This is a genomic window from Geofilum sp. OHC36d9 (genome assembly GCF_052400685.1).
Taxonomy (GTDB): domain Bacteria; phylum Bacteroidota; class Bacteroidia; order Bacteroidales; family Marinilabiliaceae; genus CAZHHH01.
In genome coordinates this window covers 84,651-101,711 of the sequence record NZ_JBQTGJ010000006.1, presented here as the reverse complement: position 1 = coordinate 101,711, position 17,061 = coordinate 84,651, and the positions used below count along the sequence as shown (strand labels likewise).

Below are 17,061 nucleotides of genomic sequence, written 5' to 3'. Positions count from 1 at the left end.
GATTTTTAAGCGTTTATTTCCTTATTGTAAAAAAGGATAAAAGTATTTGTTAATTCCTGAACGGCATTGATATTAAAGGATTTTATTGCGATGGATAGTTTTTCACCCATCTTCGAGAATGATTCAATGTCATGACTATCACCAAAAGCCAGAAGTTTGTCTTTTAGTTGATTTGTTGCGCTGTTCGATTGTCTTTTATTTAGCAGTTCAATGATATCTTTAAAATCGTTTTTTAATGCAATTTTGACTTCTTCATTTATTTTCAGATCATCTATCGAGACCGTGTCAGATTTTATTTGGTTCTGTTTCTTTGTTTTGTTATAAGGCAGATATTGGGTTAGTATTAAAAAGAGTTCATTCAGATTAATGGGTTTGTATAATATATTGTCAAATTTATATTTGCTCTCATATATTTCATTATCGAGATGCACCGAAGCGGTCACTGCAATAATAGGCGTGTTTTTAAACTGTGGAATTTGACGTATTTCCATCAAAGCCATACTTCCATCCATTACGGGCATTTTGATGTCCATCAATATAAGGTCGGGGTTAATTTCTTCACATTTTTGAACGCCGGCTAAACCATCTTCCGCTTCGTATATTTGCACGTTACAGTTCATCAAAAAGTTTCGGATTAACATTCTGTTCTTTTCTACATCGTCAATAACTAATATTTTTGCTTCATTGAACTGTATTTCTTCCAGGTCGAAATTAAGGTTGTTCATTGTAGGTAGTTCACCTTTAAATATGGGCACTTTTTTTAATAGAAAGTAAAATTTACTACCTTCATTAAGCTTGCTTTTTACTTGTAAATTACTTTTTAATAAGTGAACAATTTTGTACGATATAGCCAGACCTAGGCCCGTCCCTCCATATTTTTTTGTGATTTGTCCTTCTTTTTGATGAAACGCTTCAAATATTTTGGATTGATCTTCGTCTTTAATTCCAACACCCGAATCCTCAACCGAAATTTCAAGATCAATATCGTTGTTATAAACTGATTGTGCATTTAAAGTCAATTTCACAAACCCTTCGTTCGTAAATTTAATGGCGTTATTGATTAGGTTTATTAAAATCTGTTTTATCCGCAATTCATCTATGACTATAAAATGGGGCATATTATGAGAAATATTGATAAAGAGATCCAGATTTTTTTCTTTTGCCTTAATTTCAAAAAGGGCTTTAATATCCTTCGCCAGTTCTTCAATGTTGACTGGCTCCGTTTGAATTTCCAGTTTGCCGGCCTCCATTTTTGACAAATCCAAAATGTCATTGATAATACCAAGAAGGGTTTTGCCACTGGATTTTATGGCGTTAACAAATTCTTTAAGGACAGGGTCAATAACTTTTTTGCTTAATATTTCGGAAAATCCGATAACCGAATTCATCGGGGTTCGTATTTCATGACTCATATTAGCAAGAAACTCTGATTTTATTTTGTAGGCTCTTTCCGCTTCAATTTTACTGGCCAAAATCGTTTTATTGGCTTTTTCTAATTCCAGTGTTCTCTCTTGTACCTTTTCCTCCAATCCTTCATTTAGTTTTATGATTTCATTTTCAATTTTTTTCCTTTCGGATATTTCTTCGGTGTATATGATAATCCCGCCAACCTGGTTCATTTCACTATGCCAGGGAGACATTTCCCATCTTATCCAGTTGACAGAGCCATCTTGTCTTTCAAATTTTTCCTCTGCTCTTTTTAGTGTTTCGCCTTGTAAACAGCGTTTGAAGAATTCGATCCACTCCGGTTTATTTTTTTCTATTTCGGGGAAAATTTCATAATGGCTTTTTCCTATAAGCTCTTTACCAAAAATGTTGTAATCTGTATACCATTGGTCGCTGGCAGCCAGGTATCTCATTTCATTATCGAGCATGGCCACTGCATTGGGAGTTTGTTTAACAAATAAGTGCCAACGTCGCTCCCGGCCTCTTAACGCTTTTTCAAAGTTCTTTTTATCCGTAATATCACGCCCCTCGGGGATTAGAAAAATGATTTTTTCTTTATCGTCTTTCACTGGTTTAAAGGAGAAATCCATTGTGATGATTTTCTTTTCTACACCAATTGCATCCACTTCTAGTCTTACAAATTTTCCCGATGATGCGGTTTTAATGGCACCTTTTATTACGTTTTTTATTTCATCGGTATACCACCATGAGGATTCCCAGAATTTTTTTTGTTTCAAATCATTCAAGGAACACCCTGCAAAGGCTAAGGTGGTTTCATTCATTTCGATGATGGTGCCATCGGGCTGGAGCAAGCCAATGAATTGCGACTGATTGTCAAATAGGGCCTTAAATTTTTGCTCGTTTTCTTTAATTTTTCTTTCTGCTAATTTTTCTTCACTGATATCGCGAATAGATGATGATATTAACGTTCCGGCTGTAGTTATAATCGGGTTTAGACTCACTTTAATAGGGAATTCTTCATTGTTTTTTTTGAGCCCGGATAATTCTTTGCCTTCCCCCATTTCTCGTACTGTAGGCCTTTGGGCATAGTTGGTTCTTAATTTATCGTGATTTTTGTATTTTTGAGGGATTAAAACTTCGATTTTTTGGCCTATTAATTCGTGTGCTTTATACAAAAACATCTTTTCAGCCTGATTGTTAATCATCTCAATCTCGCCTTTGGTATTTGTTATAATCATTCCATCAGCGGCTGAAGCCAACAAATCCTTGAATTTTTGGTCTAATAATTTTTCTTCGGTTACATCTTTAATGACTTCAATTAGTTGCTTAACCTTTAAATGTTCGTCAAAAATAGGGTAGCCTCTTATCTCTAAGTAGTTGCTTTGTTGATCCCCGCTGTTTGTTTTCAGTTCTATTTCCTGATCTTCGTTGCTTGAAATAATTTTGTTTCTTAATTCGGCCAGTTTACTTTTGATTTCCGGTTTTGTAAATAATGTGTTTTCGTTAAAATTGCTTCCTTCAATAATGTTGTAGTGATTGGCTTTTTTGTTTGCAAGTGTAACGTTGTTATTGTTTATGTCAACAACATAGAAGGACTCTGAAATTGAATTGATGACGTTAAATAAAAAATTATTTTTATCAATAATTGTGTTTTTTATCTGTCTGGTTTTTATCCTTGTTTTTGTAATAAAGTAGGATAAAATAATCGATAATAAGATTAGCAAACCGATGGGGAGATAAAATCGCATTAGTATTTCGCGGTGCGTTGCATTAATTTTCTCCTGCGAAATGAATGAGACTATTTTCCAATATTCATCTGATGAATAATATTTCAGATTTTCTTGCCCGGCGTTTGATGTTAATTGGTGAAATGTGAGTGTTTTGAAGGTAAACAGACCTGCTGGCGTCGTAAATTGACCTCTATTTTCTTTTTTTATCTTCACCCAGGCTGTCGGGTAAATATTGGCATAGGTTTTATCTTTCCTATCCTCAAACATAAATCCCCAGTTGTCTTCCGGATTAGGTGATACCAAAAAATAGCCTTTCGGCTCAAGAATATGAATGCGGCTAATACTATTCGCATTTAAAGCTTTTACTCTGTTAATTAAATCTTCTCCTAAAAAATTTGTAAGGACAACGCCACAAAACTCTTCATTACAATTAAAAACTCTGGTTCCGATTCTCATAACGGGTTTATATGGGTATTCCAGCCTGCCATTTTCAATGTTTAAGTCAAATTTTGAAAAATATAATTCGTCTTTTTGCAAGGAACGCATTTCTTCAAAATAGTATCTGTTGGATTTATTTTGTAACAAGCTGTCAGCAACGATTTGAGGATTTCCTGAATTGTAGTTTATTCTTAATTTTTCATCCCCATTTTTATCAAGAAATCGGATTTGATCATATAAGCCTTTGTGGTATATGTATTGAACGAAATCATTTTTTAATATTTCTAATGTGATACCTTCTTCGCAGGCATAAGTTTCAACTGAGGCGATCATATCGCGCAATAAAAGAACATCTCGTTCTACGAAGGTGAAATTAGTGACAATTTCATTGACCTGTAAGTCAAGTTTGTTAATTTCAGTTGTTTCAAGGTGGTATATATTTGATTTTTTTTCTGATATAAAAATATAAAGTGCAATCATTAGTATTACTAAGATTGATACTAATGCAAGGACTGTAAAATATGCGATGTTGCTTTTATCTAAATAAGCTTTAATTTTTGGATCGTTGAACATGCTTTTGAGGTTATGTTAATTCAATAGGTTGGCCGTGGTGTTTCAGGTTGTTTTTATGTGAGTTTTTGTATTTTGTTTGGGGTTACGATAGGGTGATTTTGTGTTTTATAACAATGAAAACGGGATGCTGTTTTTGTTGAGGGCGTCTGCAGGAATGGCTTTGCAATGAATTTTTTAGGGTTGATGATGAGGTCTCTTGCCGGGTTGCGATTTCTTATTATAACTTCAGTATTCTTACTGCTTTTAAGTTATGACGATAAGCTGCGTGAGCAACAATATGCTGTTGTCGTATATTTTGTTCTCTAAGATAAGTAAAAATGAGGGTAAATGTTTGCTTTTTTTATGAATTAGATAAATATTTTTACCAATAATTTATTGGCAACAATACAAAATATACTCCCGGCACCATATTTAGCGTTTGTCTATAAAGTCAACTTCTGCGTTGCGCTTGTCATAAAAACAGTCATTTACGAGAAGTAAACACCTTGATTTTTATGACTTCGGAAGCCTTGAATTTGAACTTTTTCTTTCAAACCCTTAGCTTATGGACAGGCACTATTTAGTTAAGTGTACGGGCCAATTATACGGGCGAAAAGTGTCTTACATCTATTTCTTTAATGATATTCTATTTGAAATAAGATATAGTGTGTGGGTAATTTTTTTTGTTATTGGAAGATGTGTCTCAAGCAGATGCTTTTGATTTTGAACTTCGCTAGTCTCTCAGGCACTTGAGCTTTCTTGATGATGCTAAATAAAAAGAGGCTGATCCCGTTGGAACAGCCTCTTCATCTAAAATAAAAACCAGGTAAAATTTAAGAACGAAATCTAATATTTAAAGTTTTAGTCGTTATAACAACTTTGGCCATGTTCGTGAATGTCCAGACCTTCTTCTTCTTCACGTGCAGAAACTCTTAATCCCATTGTTTTCTTAATGATGTAGAACATTAAGAAGGATAATCCCAGTGCCCATGCAGCTACTGACACAACGCCAATTGTCTGAACGCCGAGGAGATTCCAGCCACCGCCATAAAACAGACCACCATCAGTGGCAAATAAACCAACCATGATTGTTCCAAAGGCACCTGTAATACCGTGGACCGAGATTGCACCCACCGGGTCGTCGATACGTAAAACCTTATCGAAAAATTCGATGGCGAATACAACTACAAAACCAGCTAATAAGCCAATGATTGCTGCGCCAGCAGGTGAAACGATGTCAGTACCAGCAGTGATGGCAACCAAACCGGCTAAAGCGCCGTTGAGTGTCATACTCAAGTCCGGTTTTTTGTAGCGTACCCAGGTAATAAACATGGTAGCAATAGCACCCATTGCAGCCGAGAGGTTTGTTGTTACAAAAATGTAAGAAGCGGCAAACCCGTTGTCTGCAGAAACGCCTAGCGTACTTCCGGGGTTAAAGCCGAACCAGCCCATCCACAGGATGAAAACACCTAATGCAGCATACACCATGTTGTGTCCGGGTATGGCGTTTGATTTACCATTGTATTTTCCAATACGGGGGCCTAACATTACAGCACCGGCCAAACCTGCCCATCCACCAACGGAGTGCACTACTGTGGAGCCTGCAAAATCGTGGAAACCCATTTCGGCCAACCAGCCACCGCCCCAAATCCAGTGTCCTGAAATAGGGTAAATAACGGTTGTAATGATCAAAGAAACGACCAGGTAACTGCTGAATTTTGTTCTTTCAGCCATAGCTCCCGACACAATTGTTGCTGCTGTAGCTGCAAAAACGGTTTGGAAAATAAGAATAGCCATATCGGAAACATCATTTCCATAGTCGGCTGTAAAGAAAAAGTTAAATTTCCCTATGAAACCTCCTATTGAAGGGCCAAACATGATAGAAAATCCCACAACCCAGAATATAACTGAGCCGATTGAGAAATCCATGAAGTTTTTCATGAGGATGTTACCAACGTTTTTGGCTCTTGTAAAACCGGCTTCCACCATTGCAAAACCTGCCTGCATAAAGTAAACCAGTACGGCAGCCAATAAAATCCAAATAGTATCTATAGCTCTTGCGTCCATAATAATTCAATTTAAATGTGTTACATTACTTTTTTTCGTATAGGGTTTCAGGGCCCCTTTCGCCTGTTCTTATGCGAATCGTGTCTTCAACATCGGATATAAAAATCCGGCCATCTCCGATTTCGCCGGTCCTTGCTGTTTTTGTAATCGTCTCAATGGTTTTTTCAACATTTTCGTCTCTTACCACGATCGATACTAATCGACGTTCAATAATACTGGTGTCGTAAATAGTGCCGCGGTACAAATGACCTTCGGTAGCAATGCCTACACCTCTTACATCCCAGTATGAAAAGAAAGTAATGTCCTGCTCTGCCAGAGCTTTTCTGACTGCCTCGTACCTGGTCAGTCGAATAATGGCTTCGATACGTTTCATAGGTTTTAATTTTTTATGGTTAGTTTTATTTAAACCTGGAGCCCTCTGTTGAAGCTCCCGGTATAAGTCTTTAGAATGAGATACCCACAACCAGATGAAGCTGTTCGGTGTTTGGGTTTAGAATGACGGCACCATTCACAGGTATTGAGAAGGTGTCTGAAACTTTGATTTCTTTGGAGGTGCCGATGCCAATATTTACCACCTGGAAATTTCCTTCGGTAGAGTGCCATCCGTCACCGCCGCCAATAAAGACGTTGAAAAGATCGGTTCCGTAGCCTGCTTCAAAATACATGATGCCATCCTCGGCCCCGGCTCCGTCCTCGGAGTTGTTAAGCATGTAGTTACCACTCAGTGAGAACCCTGATATTTCATATCCAAGGTTCAGCTCGATGGCATGACTTGACACGCCGTCGTCTAACTCGAACCAAGAACTGCCGGGGTAATAGTAGGAAGTCGCTCCAACGCTTAATCCGAAATCAAAGCCGTATGAAGCATATAAGTCGGCTTCGCCAAATTCGCCCATTGAGCCATTTCCGGTTGAATAAGCTCCCCATGCACCAAGCGTAAAATTGCCTGAGCTGAATTCGATGGAAGGCTGAAGGCTTGGTGAACTACCAAAATCAACACCGCGAAAAACGTAGCGGTTATAAAAATCTACTCCTACATTTAGCTCCTGGGCTTTAATGCTTGTCAGAGTCAGAATGGCTGCTGCGATAAAGAAAAGTTTTTTCATGGTTGATGGTATTAAATTAATAAATAGGTATTGTCTTCTATTTTCGTTGTTTTTATGGTTTCCTACTTTCTTTTTAATAGGATATGGTGCAAAAATATACTATTTTATAATACGACCCCCTATGTTTTGTGTGAAAAAACATTAATTCATATGTTTTTTAGATATATACCCCCTTTTTTTATGGGGGTATATATCTAAAAATGTGTTTTTTGATTATTAATAGGGAGCAAAATTGTTGAAATGAGGAAGGCAACCCTTTAGCAGATGCTGCATCTTAAAGAGTAAAAGTTATATTTGTAGTATAAAATCTTAATGACGAACGTTATGAAACAATTGATTTTTCCCTTTATTATTATTCTGTCGTTGATGCTGCCTTCTTGTATGACCGATGATGATTCCGAGACCTATTATACAGAAGTAGGAAATTTGGTCGGTTCAACCTTCAGTACGCTGACAATTGAGACCGACCAGGGTAATACATTATTTCCTGTCAGTATTCCCGCCGGTTACGAAATTGAAGATGGCCAACGCGTATTGGTTCAGTATTCTGTTGTAAATTCAGTGTCCACAGTAACCAATGGTCTTAAGGTGGATGTTGTTTCCATTCAGGATATTTATACTAAAAGTGTTTTGGTGGCGAACGACGAAGTAAGGGATACGTTAGCTAATGATCCGGTAACAATTTCTTCGCTTTGGATTAGCAAAGATTATTTGAATCTGGAGTTTACCTTTTTAGGTAATGATACAGCTCATTATTTTGATGTGGTTTATGATGAGGAACGGCAAGATAAAGAAGACCATGTAGCGCTCGATTTTCATCATGATGCCAATGATGATGAGACTTACCAGCGATATCGGGTACTTATGAGTGTGCCTTTGGAGCAATTTCAGGTGGCAGGACAGGATTCGGTTAATATTTGGTTTAGAGCAGATGATGAGCTTTATACGCCGCAATCCTTTGTTTATAGATATAATTAAAGTTTGTCTATAAAGTTCGGCTTTTTGCGTTGCATTTGACGTTTTCGGCAAGTATTTATTAATAGAATAAAAGGAGACCCGTAAAGCCTGAAAGAAGGTTTTACGGGTCTCCTTTTTGTTAAGCTTTGTAGGTTAATTGATCGAAATTATTCGGCAAAGCAGCGGCCTGATTATGTTTTTAATTGAATTTTTAGAATTGAGGTCTGACGAAATCAATTGTAAATTAGATTGTTATTTTACTGGTTAGCCTTAAACTTATTGGACTTTGTGATAATAATGTCTTTATTTTGTGAGATAACTTTACAATTTAACCTTATGGAAAATTTATTGAATTTACTTCCTGACTCTGATAAAATGATGGAGTTGGTGACAACTTATGGTGGTAAGATTCTATTGGCTATACTCACATTAGTCATTGGCTTGTTTTTAATAGGGAAACTGGTGAAGGCGGTAAAAAAAGTGTTTGAGCTACGTTCTTTTGACCCAACATTGCAGACGTTTTTGATTAACCTGTTGGGTATTACACTTAAAATTTTACTGTTTATCAGTATTGTGAGCATGGTTGGAGTGCAGATGACATCCTTTATAGCGCTGTTAGGTGCCGTTGGTTTGGCGGTAGGTATGGCTTTGTCGGGCACCTTGCAAAATTTTGCGGGTGGTGTTATTTTGCTAATCATGAAACCTTTTAAAGTTGGGGACTATATTGAGGCACAAGGGTATGCCGGGACGGTGGTGGCCATTGATATTTTCGCAACGGTTTTAAATACCCCTGATAAAAAACGTATTATAATTCCTAATGGGCCACTCTCAACCGGCTCGATGATTAATTACAGTGTAGAGCCTGTGCGTAGGGTGGACTGGACTTTTGGCATTGGTTATACCGATAGTATTGATGCGGCGCGTAATATCATCCTGGAGATCGTTAATGCCGATAGTCGCATTCATCATGATCCGGCTCCTTTTGTAGGGGTCGTATCGTTGGGCGACAGTTCGGTTAATCTGGTGACGCGTGTTTGGTTGGATAGTGCCAATTACTGGGATGTATTTTTTGAGGTGCAGGAAGCAGTGAAAAAAGCGTTCGATGCTTCTGGCATTTCGATACCTTTCCCTCAAAGCGATGTGCATTTATATCAGGTTAAATAGTGTTTGTCTATAAAGTCAACGACTTCGTTATGCTTGTCATAAAAACAGTCATTTACGAAAAGTAAACGCCTTGATTTTTATGACTTCGCGAGCCTCGTATTTGAACTTTATATTTTAAACACTTAGTTTATGGACAGACTCTAGTCATCAGCAAGAAGACGCCATTTTTTTCGTTACGTTTCCCTTTAAAATGTTTTTTATATGGGTAAACTCACGTTTTTTGGGCTGTGTAAGTTTTGAATTTGAATATATCTTATCTGGCTTTTGCGTCCTCCTGCAAATATTTTAATTATAGTTTTAAATTTTTTATAGTCTTAAGTTTTATGAAACAGGTATTTATATTTACTTTACTTTTGTTTATGCCGCTCGTTATGTGGGCGCAGGAACCGACTGATAGTATAAAACATTGGAAAAAAGGGGGCGACGTTGCTGTTACGTTTTCGCAAGTATCACTTAACAATTGGGCTGCAGGGGGGCAAAATTCGGTTTCAGGAAATCTGTTGCTGAATGTGTTTGCCAATTATGCCAAAGATAATTCGGCCTGGGATAACAGTATGACGGTTGGTTATGGTTTGAGTCAGCAAGGTTCTGATAACCTGATAAAAACCGACGACCGGTTGCTTTTGAGCTCCAAATATGGTTATAAAGCCTCGAAACGTTGGTTTTATACTGGTCTTATGGATTTTAAAACGCAGATGACCACAGGTTATCAGGATCCGCCGGAAAACACAAAAGTGTTGTCGGAATGGTTTTCGCCGGCTTATTTGGTTTTTTCGTTGGGGATGGACTACAAACCCAATGATAAGTTTTCGATGTATTTGTCGCCGGTTACAGGAAAAGGGACCTTTGTACTGGATGATTCTTTGTCGTTGGCAGGCGCTTATGGTGTTGAGCCCGGCGATAACAGCAGGATCGAATATGGAGCCTACGTGAAAGGGGTTTACAAGCATAGCAATATTATTAAAAATGTGGATTTTTTTACGCGGCTGGATTTGTTTTCGAATTTAGCTGATGAGCCCGGTCATATTGATGTAGACTGGGAGACGCGTCTCAATATGCGGATTAATGAGTGGCTTACGGCAGTGGTTTCGCTTAACCTGCTTTACGATGATGACGTGAAATATGTGGATGATGACGGTCTGGCGCATGGAGCCCGGGTACAAACGAGGCAGTTGTTGGGATTTGGACTCAACTATAAATTTTAGTAATTTTTTGAGACGTATAAAGGATGCTTCCGGGTTTGGAAGCATCCTTTTTTGCGTTATGCCCCAAAGTGCAACGCGTGAGTAATTGCAGCGGAAGGCACGATTCGGGGAATATGCGGTACAACTAAACTCATGCAATAGTTTTATTCTATTATTTGGCCATATTTGATGTGGTTTGTGGTGCGTTTAAGTAGTGAAATGCTATTTTTGTATTTAACTTATATAAACAGTTCAATAATTCCCTGGTTGGTACAATGGAAAGGAAACAGGAGTTTTTGTGGTGGTACTGGCTGTACCAGCCTTATAAATGGTTTGTTTTCACGCCTTTAATGTTGGTTAATTCAATTGTGTTTGCCATTTTGGCGGCGTTGTTTGCGTTGGCTATATCACCTCGTGCTGGGAGTTTTATGGGACATTGTTGGGCGCGTGTGTCGTGTTGGTTAACGCCCGTATGGGCCTTTGTGAAAGGGAAGGAGAATATTGAGCGTAAAAAATCGTACGTGATAGTAGCCAATCATCAAACGGGGTGGGATATTTTTTTGCTCTATGGCTATTTGCCTGTCGATTTTAGGTGGTTGATGAAGAAGGAATTGCGTAAAGTTCCTTTTATCGGTTTTGCCAGCGAAAAGGTGGGGCATATTTTTATTGATCGCTCGTCGCCGCGGGCTGCGATGCATTCATTGGAAGAAGCAAAAAATAAGTTGGTGAATGGCAATTCGGTGGTCATTTTTCCAGAAGGCACTAGAAGTCGTAACAAGGAGATGCGTCCGTTTAAGAAGGGGGCTTTTAAGCTGGCTTTTGAACTGGGGCTGGATATTTTGCCGATAACGATTGTTAATAGCTATAAAATAAAGCGCAAGGGGTTTTATAACATTGTGCCGGCGCGCGCCGGGCTGGTTATTCACCCGGTTATTCATCCGGCTGATTTTCATAATGACATTGATGGACTGATGCTTAAAACCCGACGTATACTAGAAAGTGCCGACGAATAATTAGTGCCATCACGAAAACTTAAGTGCTTGATGAAAAATGTTCAGATTATAGCCCCGAAAAGTTCTGGAAAGGTTAGTTTATTTCGGTAAATAACCTTTTTGAGGACAAGCATAACACCGAAGCTGGACTTTTTATGCAAGCACTAATTATTAATGGATTGAACCCTTTTTGTATGAAAGTTTTTCATTTACGATTGTTGGTGGTTTTAATGTTATTGCTATTGCCGATTGTGGTTGTGGGACAAAAGGAGCTGTCGACCAAAAACCGTTCAGCAATAAAACTTTATGAAGAAGCCCGTAATTATTTTGGTATGGGGAAAAACAATGAGGCTTACGAATTATTGATAAAAGCGATAGCCAAAGAGCCTGATTTTATAGAACCGTATCTGGTGATTGCCGATTTGTTTCATCAGAAGGGTGAATATGATAAGGAGATTGATTTTTTGAGGCGGTCGGTGGCTATTGATTCTACTTTTTTTCCGCTGTCGTTTTATAACATAGGCGTTGCCGCGTATAACCTGGCTGATTATGAAGAGGCTTTAACGTGGTTTGATCGCTATAAATGGCGCTTTGCCAATGAGCATTCAATGCCGCGGGTTAACGATTGGCTAAGGCGCACAAGGTTCGCCATGGAAGCGATGAGCAATCGTTATAATATTGATCTCTACTCGGCCGGCGATGGGGTGAATGACGATTTGGATGCTTACTGGCCGAGTTTGACTGCCGACGAGAAGTATATGGTGTTCACAGTGCTCGTGCCGCGCGACTACCAATTGTTTAAAGAGAAGGAGTTGCCTAAATCGGCGCTCTATTTTCAGGAAGATTTTTATATATCCGAGAGGGGGGATTCTCTTTGGTTACCCCGGAAAAAACTGGAGGGAAGCATAAATACACCCGGTAATGAAGGAGCCCAGTCATTATCGGCCGACGGGAACTGGCTTTTTTTTACAGCATGCGGTCGCCCGGATGGGCGTGGCAGTTGTGATATTTATTTTTCACAGAAGGAAGGTTCTGTGTGGAGCGATCCGGTTAATTTAGGGATGCCGGTAAATACGCCTTATTGGGAGTCACAGCCTACTTTCTCGTCGGATGGCAGAACCATAATGTTTGTTAGTAATCGTCCGGGAGGTGTTGGTGGTAAAGATATATGGCGGGCTACCATTCAGCGTTTTACTGACGATGGGACGCCTGTTTTCGGAGATTTGAGGTGTCTGGGTAAAAATATTAATACCGAGAAGGACGAGAGTTCTCCTTTTTTGCATCAGGATAACCAGACGCTTTATTTTTCGTCGAACGGACGGGCCGGGATGGGCGCTTCTGACATTTATTTGAGTCGCAAAAAATCGACGGGCGAATGGGATATCCCGCTACACCTGGGTGTGCCCATTAATACGCCGGGCGATGAGGTTGGTTTTGTAGTCAATGCCAGTGGTGACAAGGGTTATCTGGCCAGTGACGGACGCGAAAGTGATTCGAAAAATAAACGCATTTATTGGCTTAATTTGCCGGAGCCATTGCGTCCGCAGCCTGTTACGTATGTAAAAGGGCGTGTTTTTGATGCTGAAACCGGTGCTACATTGCCGGCAGAATTTGAACTGAATGATTTGAAAACCGGTGTCAATATTGTGTCGTCGAAGAGTAATCAGAAGTCGGGCGATTTTTTGGTATGTCTTCCGCTGGGTGGGCGTTTCGCCTTTAGAGCTTCGCATCCTGGTTATCTCTTCTATTCGGGGCATTTTGATATTGGAAGGGCGCATCCTTTGGATCAGCCCTATTATCTGGATATTCCTCTTAATCCTGTTCATCGGGGGGCTATGATGACGCTTGAAAATATATTTTTTGAGTTGAATTCTTATTCTTTGCGGGGAGAGTCTACATCGGAGTTAGAGGGGTTACTCGAATTTTTATCGACCAATCCGGATGTTAAAATTATGATAGGGGGGCATACCGATAACCAGGGGAGGGCCGATTACAATCAGCGGCTGTCTGAAAACAGGGCAAAAGCGGTTTATCAATATCTGGTAGATAAGGGGGTTGATGCATCCCGTTTGAAATACATGGGGTTTGGCATGAATCAACCGGTGGCGGATAATGAGACGGAAGAGGGGCGAGCGAAAAACAGACGTACTGAAATAACTGTCCTTTAATAATATAAAATGGTGTGAGCCATGAAAAGAGTTAAACCATTAATTGGAGTCAGCAAGAAAATACTATCTTTTTCGGCTCTCTTGCTTTCAAAATGGTCATTTATTATAGCAAACTTATATCTATCAAGTTTCGCAAATCTTAAAAATAAAGCGTTCTTATCTGCCAATGGTATTTTCAGGCATGCGCTAATTGCCTTATTTTACCTTTTTTTCTTCTTTTATCCGACTGTGATTTCTGCTTTTGCCAGTCATTCAGCATTGTATGGTATTCCTGAAGTGTTTTACTTTAATCGACGTAATTACAGCGGTGGAACTCAAAATTGGAAGCTTAGCCAGGCGGCTAATGGTCTTATGTATTTTGCTAATAATGATGGGATACTTGAGTTTGACGGTATAGACTGGCGTTTGTTGCCCAAAAGTGCTGACGTTATTCATCGCAGTGTGTTAGCCTGGAACCAGCGAATTTATATGGGCGCGTTTAATGAATTTGGTTATTATGAGACGAACCATAAGAATGACTTCGTTTATCATTCCCTTTCATCAACGGACGATTATAAATCAGTTGGGGATGTGTGGAATATTGTAGTTTTTAATGGTAATATCGTTTTTCAGGCCGATAAGGGTTTGGTGGTTTATAATGAAGAAGACGGAACCCTCAGTTGGATTCCGGCCAGGTCCCGAATCTCGAATGCCTTTTTGGTTAACGGGTTACTGTTGATTTATGATGAAATGGCCGGATTGATGGAGTTGCGAAATGATTCATTATATGAGGTGCCTGGTGGGGCTCGTTTTGCAGGTAAAAGTATAGGCGCTATATTATCACTTTCACCGACCGAATTTCTAATAGCCACTATTTCTGATGGTTTGTATTTTTGGGATCAGAAGGATTTTACTTCATGGCAAGCACCGGTAGCCGACTTTCTCGCAAAGATGAATGTGTTTTGTGGCGTTGAATATCGCGAAAATCAATTGGTTTTTGGAACGATTCAGTCGGGTGTGGTGGTGACCGATAAAAGCGGAAATCTGATGACGATGGTTAATAAAGACCGGGGGCTGAATAATAACACGGTTTTGGGACTTACCATTGATCAGGAGGGTAATATCTGGGCTGGACTGGATAACGGAGTGGCCCGCATTAACTATAACTCAACCATAAATTTTATACAGGGGTATTACGATATTGGTACGGGTTATGCTGCATCGGTTGGTAAGGAGTCTGTTTATTTGGGGACCAACCAGGGCTTGTATCATATCAAGCGGGAAATGTTTGATAATCCCGTTAAGGATAGAACGAGTTTTCATCGCTTAGAAAAGACTAATGGGCAGGTTTGGAGTTTGTTTTCCGTAAATGAAGGGCAGCTTTTGTGCGGTCACAATAATGGTGTGTTTGAGATTGTAGGTGAACAGGTAAGGCAAATAACTCCACCATCGGTGATGGGGGGCTGGATATTCAGGTATCCACCCGGACGCGAGGATCTTTTGTTGGTGGGTACTTATAATGGTTTGATTCTTTTAAAGAATGAAAATGAGCGCTGGACATATTATAAAAGTTTGACCGGTTTTAATGAATCGGCGCGTTTTATGGAATGGGAAGGCGATCGACTTTGGATTACACATGGTTACAGGGGTGTTTTTAGATTGCAGTTTTCTGAAGATTATGAGACCATAGAGGCTGTGGAGTCGTTTGAGAATGCACCCGGTTTGCCTTCAGGTTTGGCGCTAAATGTTTCGAAAGTGAATGAGGGCGTCATTTTTAGCTCCGAAAGGGGTGTTTTTGGTTACGATAACAACAGCGAGAGTTTTTATAGACACTATTTGAATCATTATTTTACGGTGGATAGCTTCCCGGTATTGGTCCATCAGGATCGTTTTTTGAATTATTGGTTTTTTACCAGTCGCGATGTGGGCGTGCTGCGGAAACTTGATGATGGAACCTATAAAAAAGTGACCAGTCCTTTTTATCCGGTTGAAGGAAAGTTGGTTAACGGGTTTGAGTATTTAAATGTTCTGGATGAACAAAACGTGTTGATAGGCATTGAGGATGGTTTTGCACATTACGCCGTCAACGATACCAAGGCATTTATGCAGCCTTTTAACGTGCATATTAGGGGGTTGCGTAATTTATCGGATCCGGAAGTTGTTTATTACCATTCTACAGAGACGCTCGACACGATACCTGAATGGCCTTTTTCACACAATTCTTTTGAGGTGCATTATTCTGCTACCTGTTTTGAATCTACACGAATGCTTTATTCTTCTTATTTTGAGGGGTTTGATGAGGGGTGGACTAATTATTCCTATTCCACTCAGCGGCAGTTGACCAATATTCCCAATGGGGAATATATTTTTTGGGTGAAAGCCCGAAATATTCATGGTGTAGAAAGTCAACCTGTTGGTTTTAAATTTGTCGTTCTTCCACCGTGGTATCGTACCATCACAGCCAGAGTGATATATGGGGTGGTGGTATTGCTGCTTCTTGTGTTTGCCTGGTACTTGCTAAACTGGTTGATAAGTCGTAGCCGGGCTATGGAATTGCAAAAGCAGCAGGAGAAATTTCGTATCACGGAAGAGCATTTGCGCAACGATGCATTGGAAAAGGAGAAGGAGATGATTCGACTTCGAAATGAAAAGCTTCGGAATGAAATGGTTTTTAAAGAAAAAGAACTGGCTAACTCGACCATAAATGTGATTCAGAAAAATGATTTTTTGCTGAATATTAAAGACGACCTATTGCGCATATATCGGCATGGCAACCTAAAAGAAATTCAGTATAAGGTAAGCGAAATTGTACGAAAAATTGATCGCGATATCGATAATGAATCGCAGTGGGAACTTTTTGAAATCCATTTGGAGCAGGTGCATCAGGATTTTCTTAATCGTTTACGTAAGCAGTTCTCTGATTTAACCCTGCGTGAAACAAGGTTATGTGCCTATTTACGTATGGAAATGTCTTCAAAAGAGATTTCCTCATTGATGAATATTAGTGTTCGCGCTGTAGAAAACAATCGTTACAAATTGCGCAAAAAACTGGGACTTGAAGGAAAAGATAACCTGAATGAGTTTATCAGGAATATTTGATGATTTTTTTAGCTCGTGCCTGTCCGCAAACTACGTGCTAGAAATATAAAGTTTAAATACAAGACTCGCTAATTTATAAAAAAAATCAAGACGTTTGCTTATTATAAGTGACTGTTTTTATGGAATAGTTCACTTTATAGACAAACATCAGCTGGTGTTTGCCAGAAATCTTTAGTGACACATATCAAAGATTCATTTTTGAGACTTTCATGTGTTTA

General features: G+C 39.2%; 10 protein-coding genes. 6 read left to right on the top strand and 4 right to left on the bottom strand.

The window, feature by feature from the left end; translation table 11 throughout:
• Nucleotides 1-5: 5 nt before the first annotated feature.
• From ACT3CD_RS08520 to ACT3CD_RS08505, 4 genes are all read right to left on the bottom strand, one after another.
• On the bottom strand, nucleotides 6-4,055 hold the full coding sequence (locus tag ACT3CD_RS08520) for a PAS domain S-box protein (RefSeq protein ID WP_444644800.1): 4,050 nt from the start codon (nucleotides 4,053-4,055) through the stop codon (nucleotides 6-8).
• Between the two features lie 933 nt (nucleotides 4,056-4,988).
• A complete protein-coding gene (locus tag ACT3CD_RS08515) occupies nucleotides 4,989-6,194 on the bottom strand; it encodes an ammonium transporter (RefSeq protein ID WP_444644798.1) in 1,206 nt (401 codons plus the stop codon).
• 25 nt (nucleotides 6,195-6,219) lie between these two features.
• Complete coding sequence (locus ACT3CD_RS08510) at nucleotides 6,220-6,567, bottom strand: P-II family nitrogen regulator (RefSeq protein ID WP_444644796.1); 348 nt, start codon at nucleotides 6,565-6,567, stop codon at nucleotides 6,220-6,222.
• Between the two features lie 70 nt (nucleotides 6,568-6,637).
• Nucleotides 6,638-7,300, bottom strand: coding sequence for a hypothetical protein (locus ACT3CD_RS08505; protein ID WP_444644794.1), 663 nt, complete (start codon nucleotides 7,298-7,300; stop codon nucleotides 6,638-6,640).
• 324 nt (nucleotides 7,301-7,624) lie between these two features.
• Here ACT3CD_RS08505 and ACT3CD_RS08500 point away from each other — a divergent pair, with 324 nt between their 5' ends.
• The 6 genes from ACT3CD_RS08500 (at nucleotide 7,625) to ACT3CD_RS08475 (ending at nucleotide 16,843) form a co-directional block, all read left to right on the top strand.
• Nucleotides 7,625-8,278 carry a NigD1/NigD2 family lipoprotein gene (locus tag ACT3CD_RS08500; protein ID WP_444644792.1) on the top strand — a complete coding sequence of 218 codons (654 nt, stop codon included), beginning with the start codon at nucleotides 7,625-7,627 and terminating at the stop codon, nucleotides 8,276-8,278.
• A 315-nt stretch (nucleotides 8,279-8,593) separates the two neighbouring features.
• Nucleotides 8,594-9,421, top strand: a complete 828-nt coding sequence (locus ACT3CD_RS08495; RefSeq protein ID WP_444644791.1) for a mechanosensitive ion channel family protein — start codon at nucleotides 8,594-8,596, stop codon at nucleotides 9,419-9,421.
• A 323-nt stretch (nucleotides 9,422-9,744) separates the two neighbouring features.
• A complete protein-coding gene (locus ACT3CD_RS08490) occupies nucleotides 9,745-10,626 on the top strand; it encodes a DUF3078 domain-containing protein (protein WP_444644789.1) in 882 nt (293 codons plus the stop codon).
• A 254-nt stretch (nucleotides 10,627-10,880) separates the two neighbouring features.
• The gene (locus ACT3CD_RS08485) at nucleotides 10,881-11,618 is read left to right on the top strand and encodes a lysophospholipid acyltransferase family protein (protein WP_444644787.1); all 738 of its coding nucleotides are present in this window, start codon (nucleotides 10,881-10,883) and stop codon (nucleotides 11,616-11,618) included.
• Nucleotides 11,619-11,791: 173 nt separating this feature from the next.
• Nucleotides 11,792-13,765: an OmpA family protein gene (locus ACT3CD_RS08480; RefSeq protein WP_444644785.1), complete on the top strand. Its 1,974-nt coding sequence runs from the start codon at nucleotides 11,792-11,794 to the stop codon at nucleotides 13,763-13,765.
• A 21-nt stretch (nucleotides 13,766-13,786) separates the two neighbouring features.
• The gene (locus ACT3CD_RS08475; protein ID WP_444644784.1) at nucleotides 13,787-16,843 is read left to right on the top strand and encodes a regulator; all 3,057 of its coding nucleotides are present in this window, start codon (nucleotides 13,787-13,789) and stop codon (nucleotides 16,841-16,843) included.
• Nucleotides 16,844-17,061: the final 218 nt, after the last annotated feature.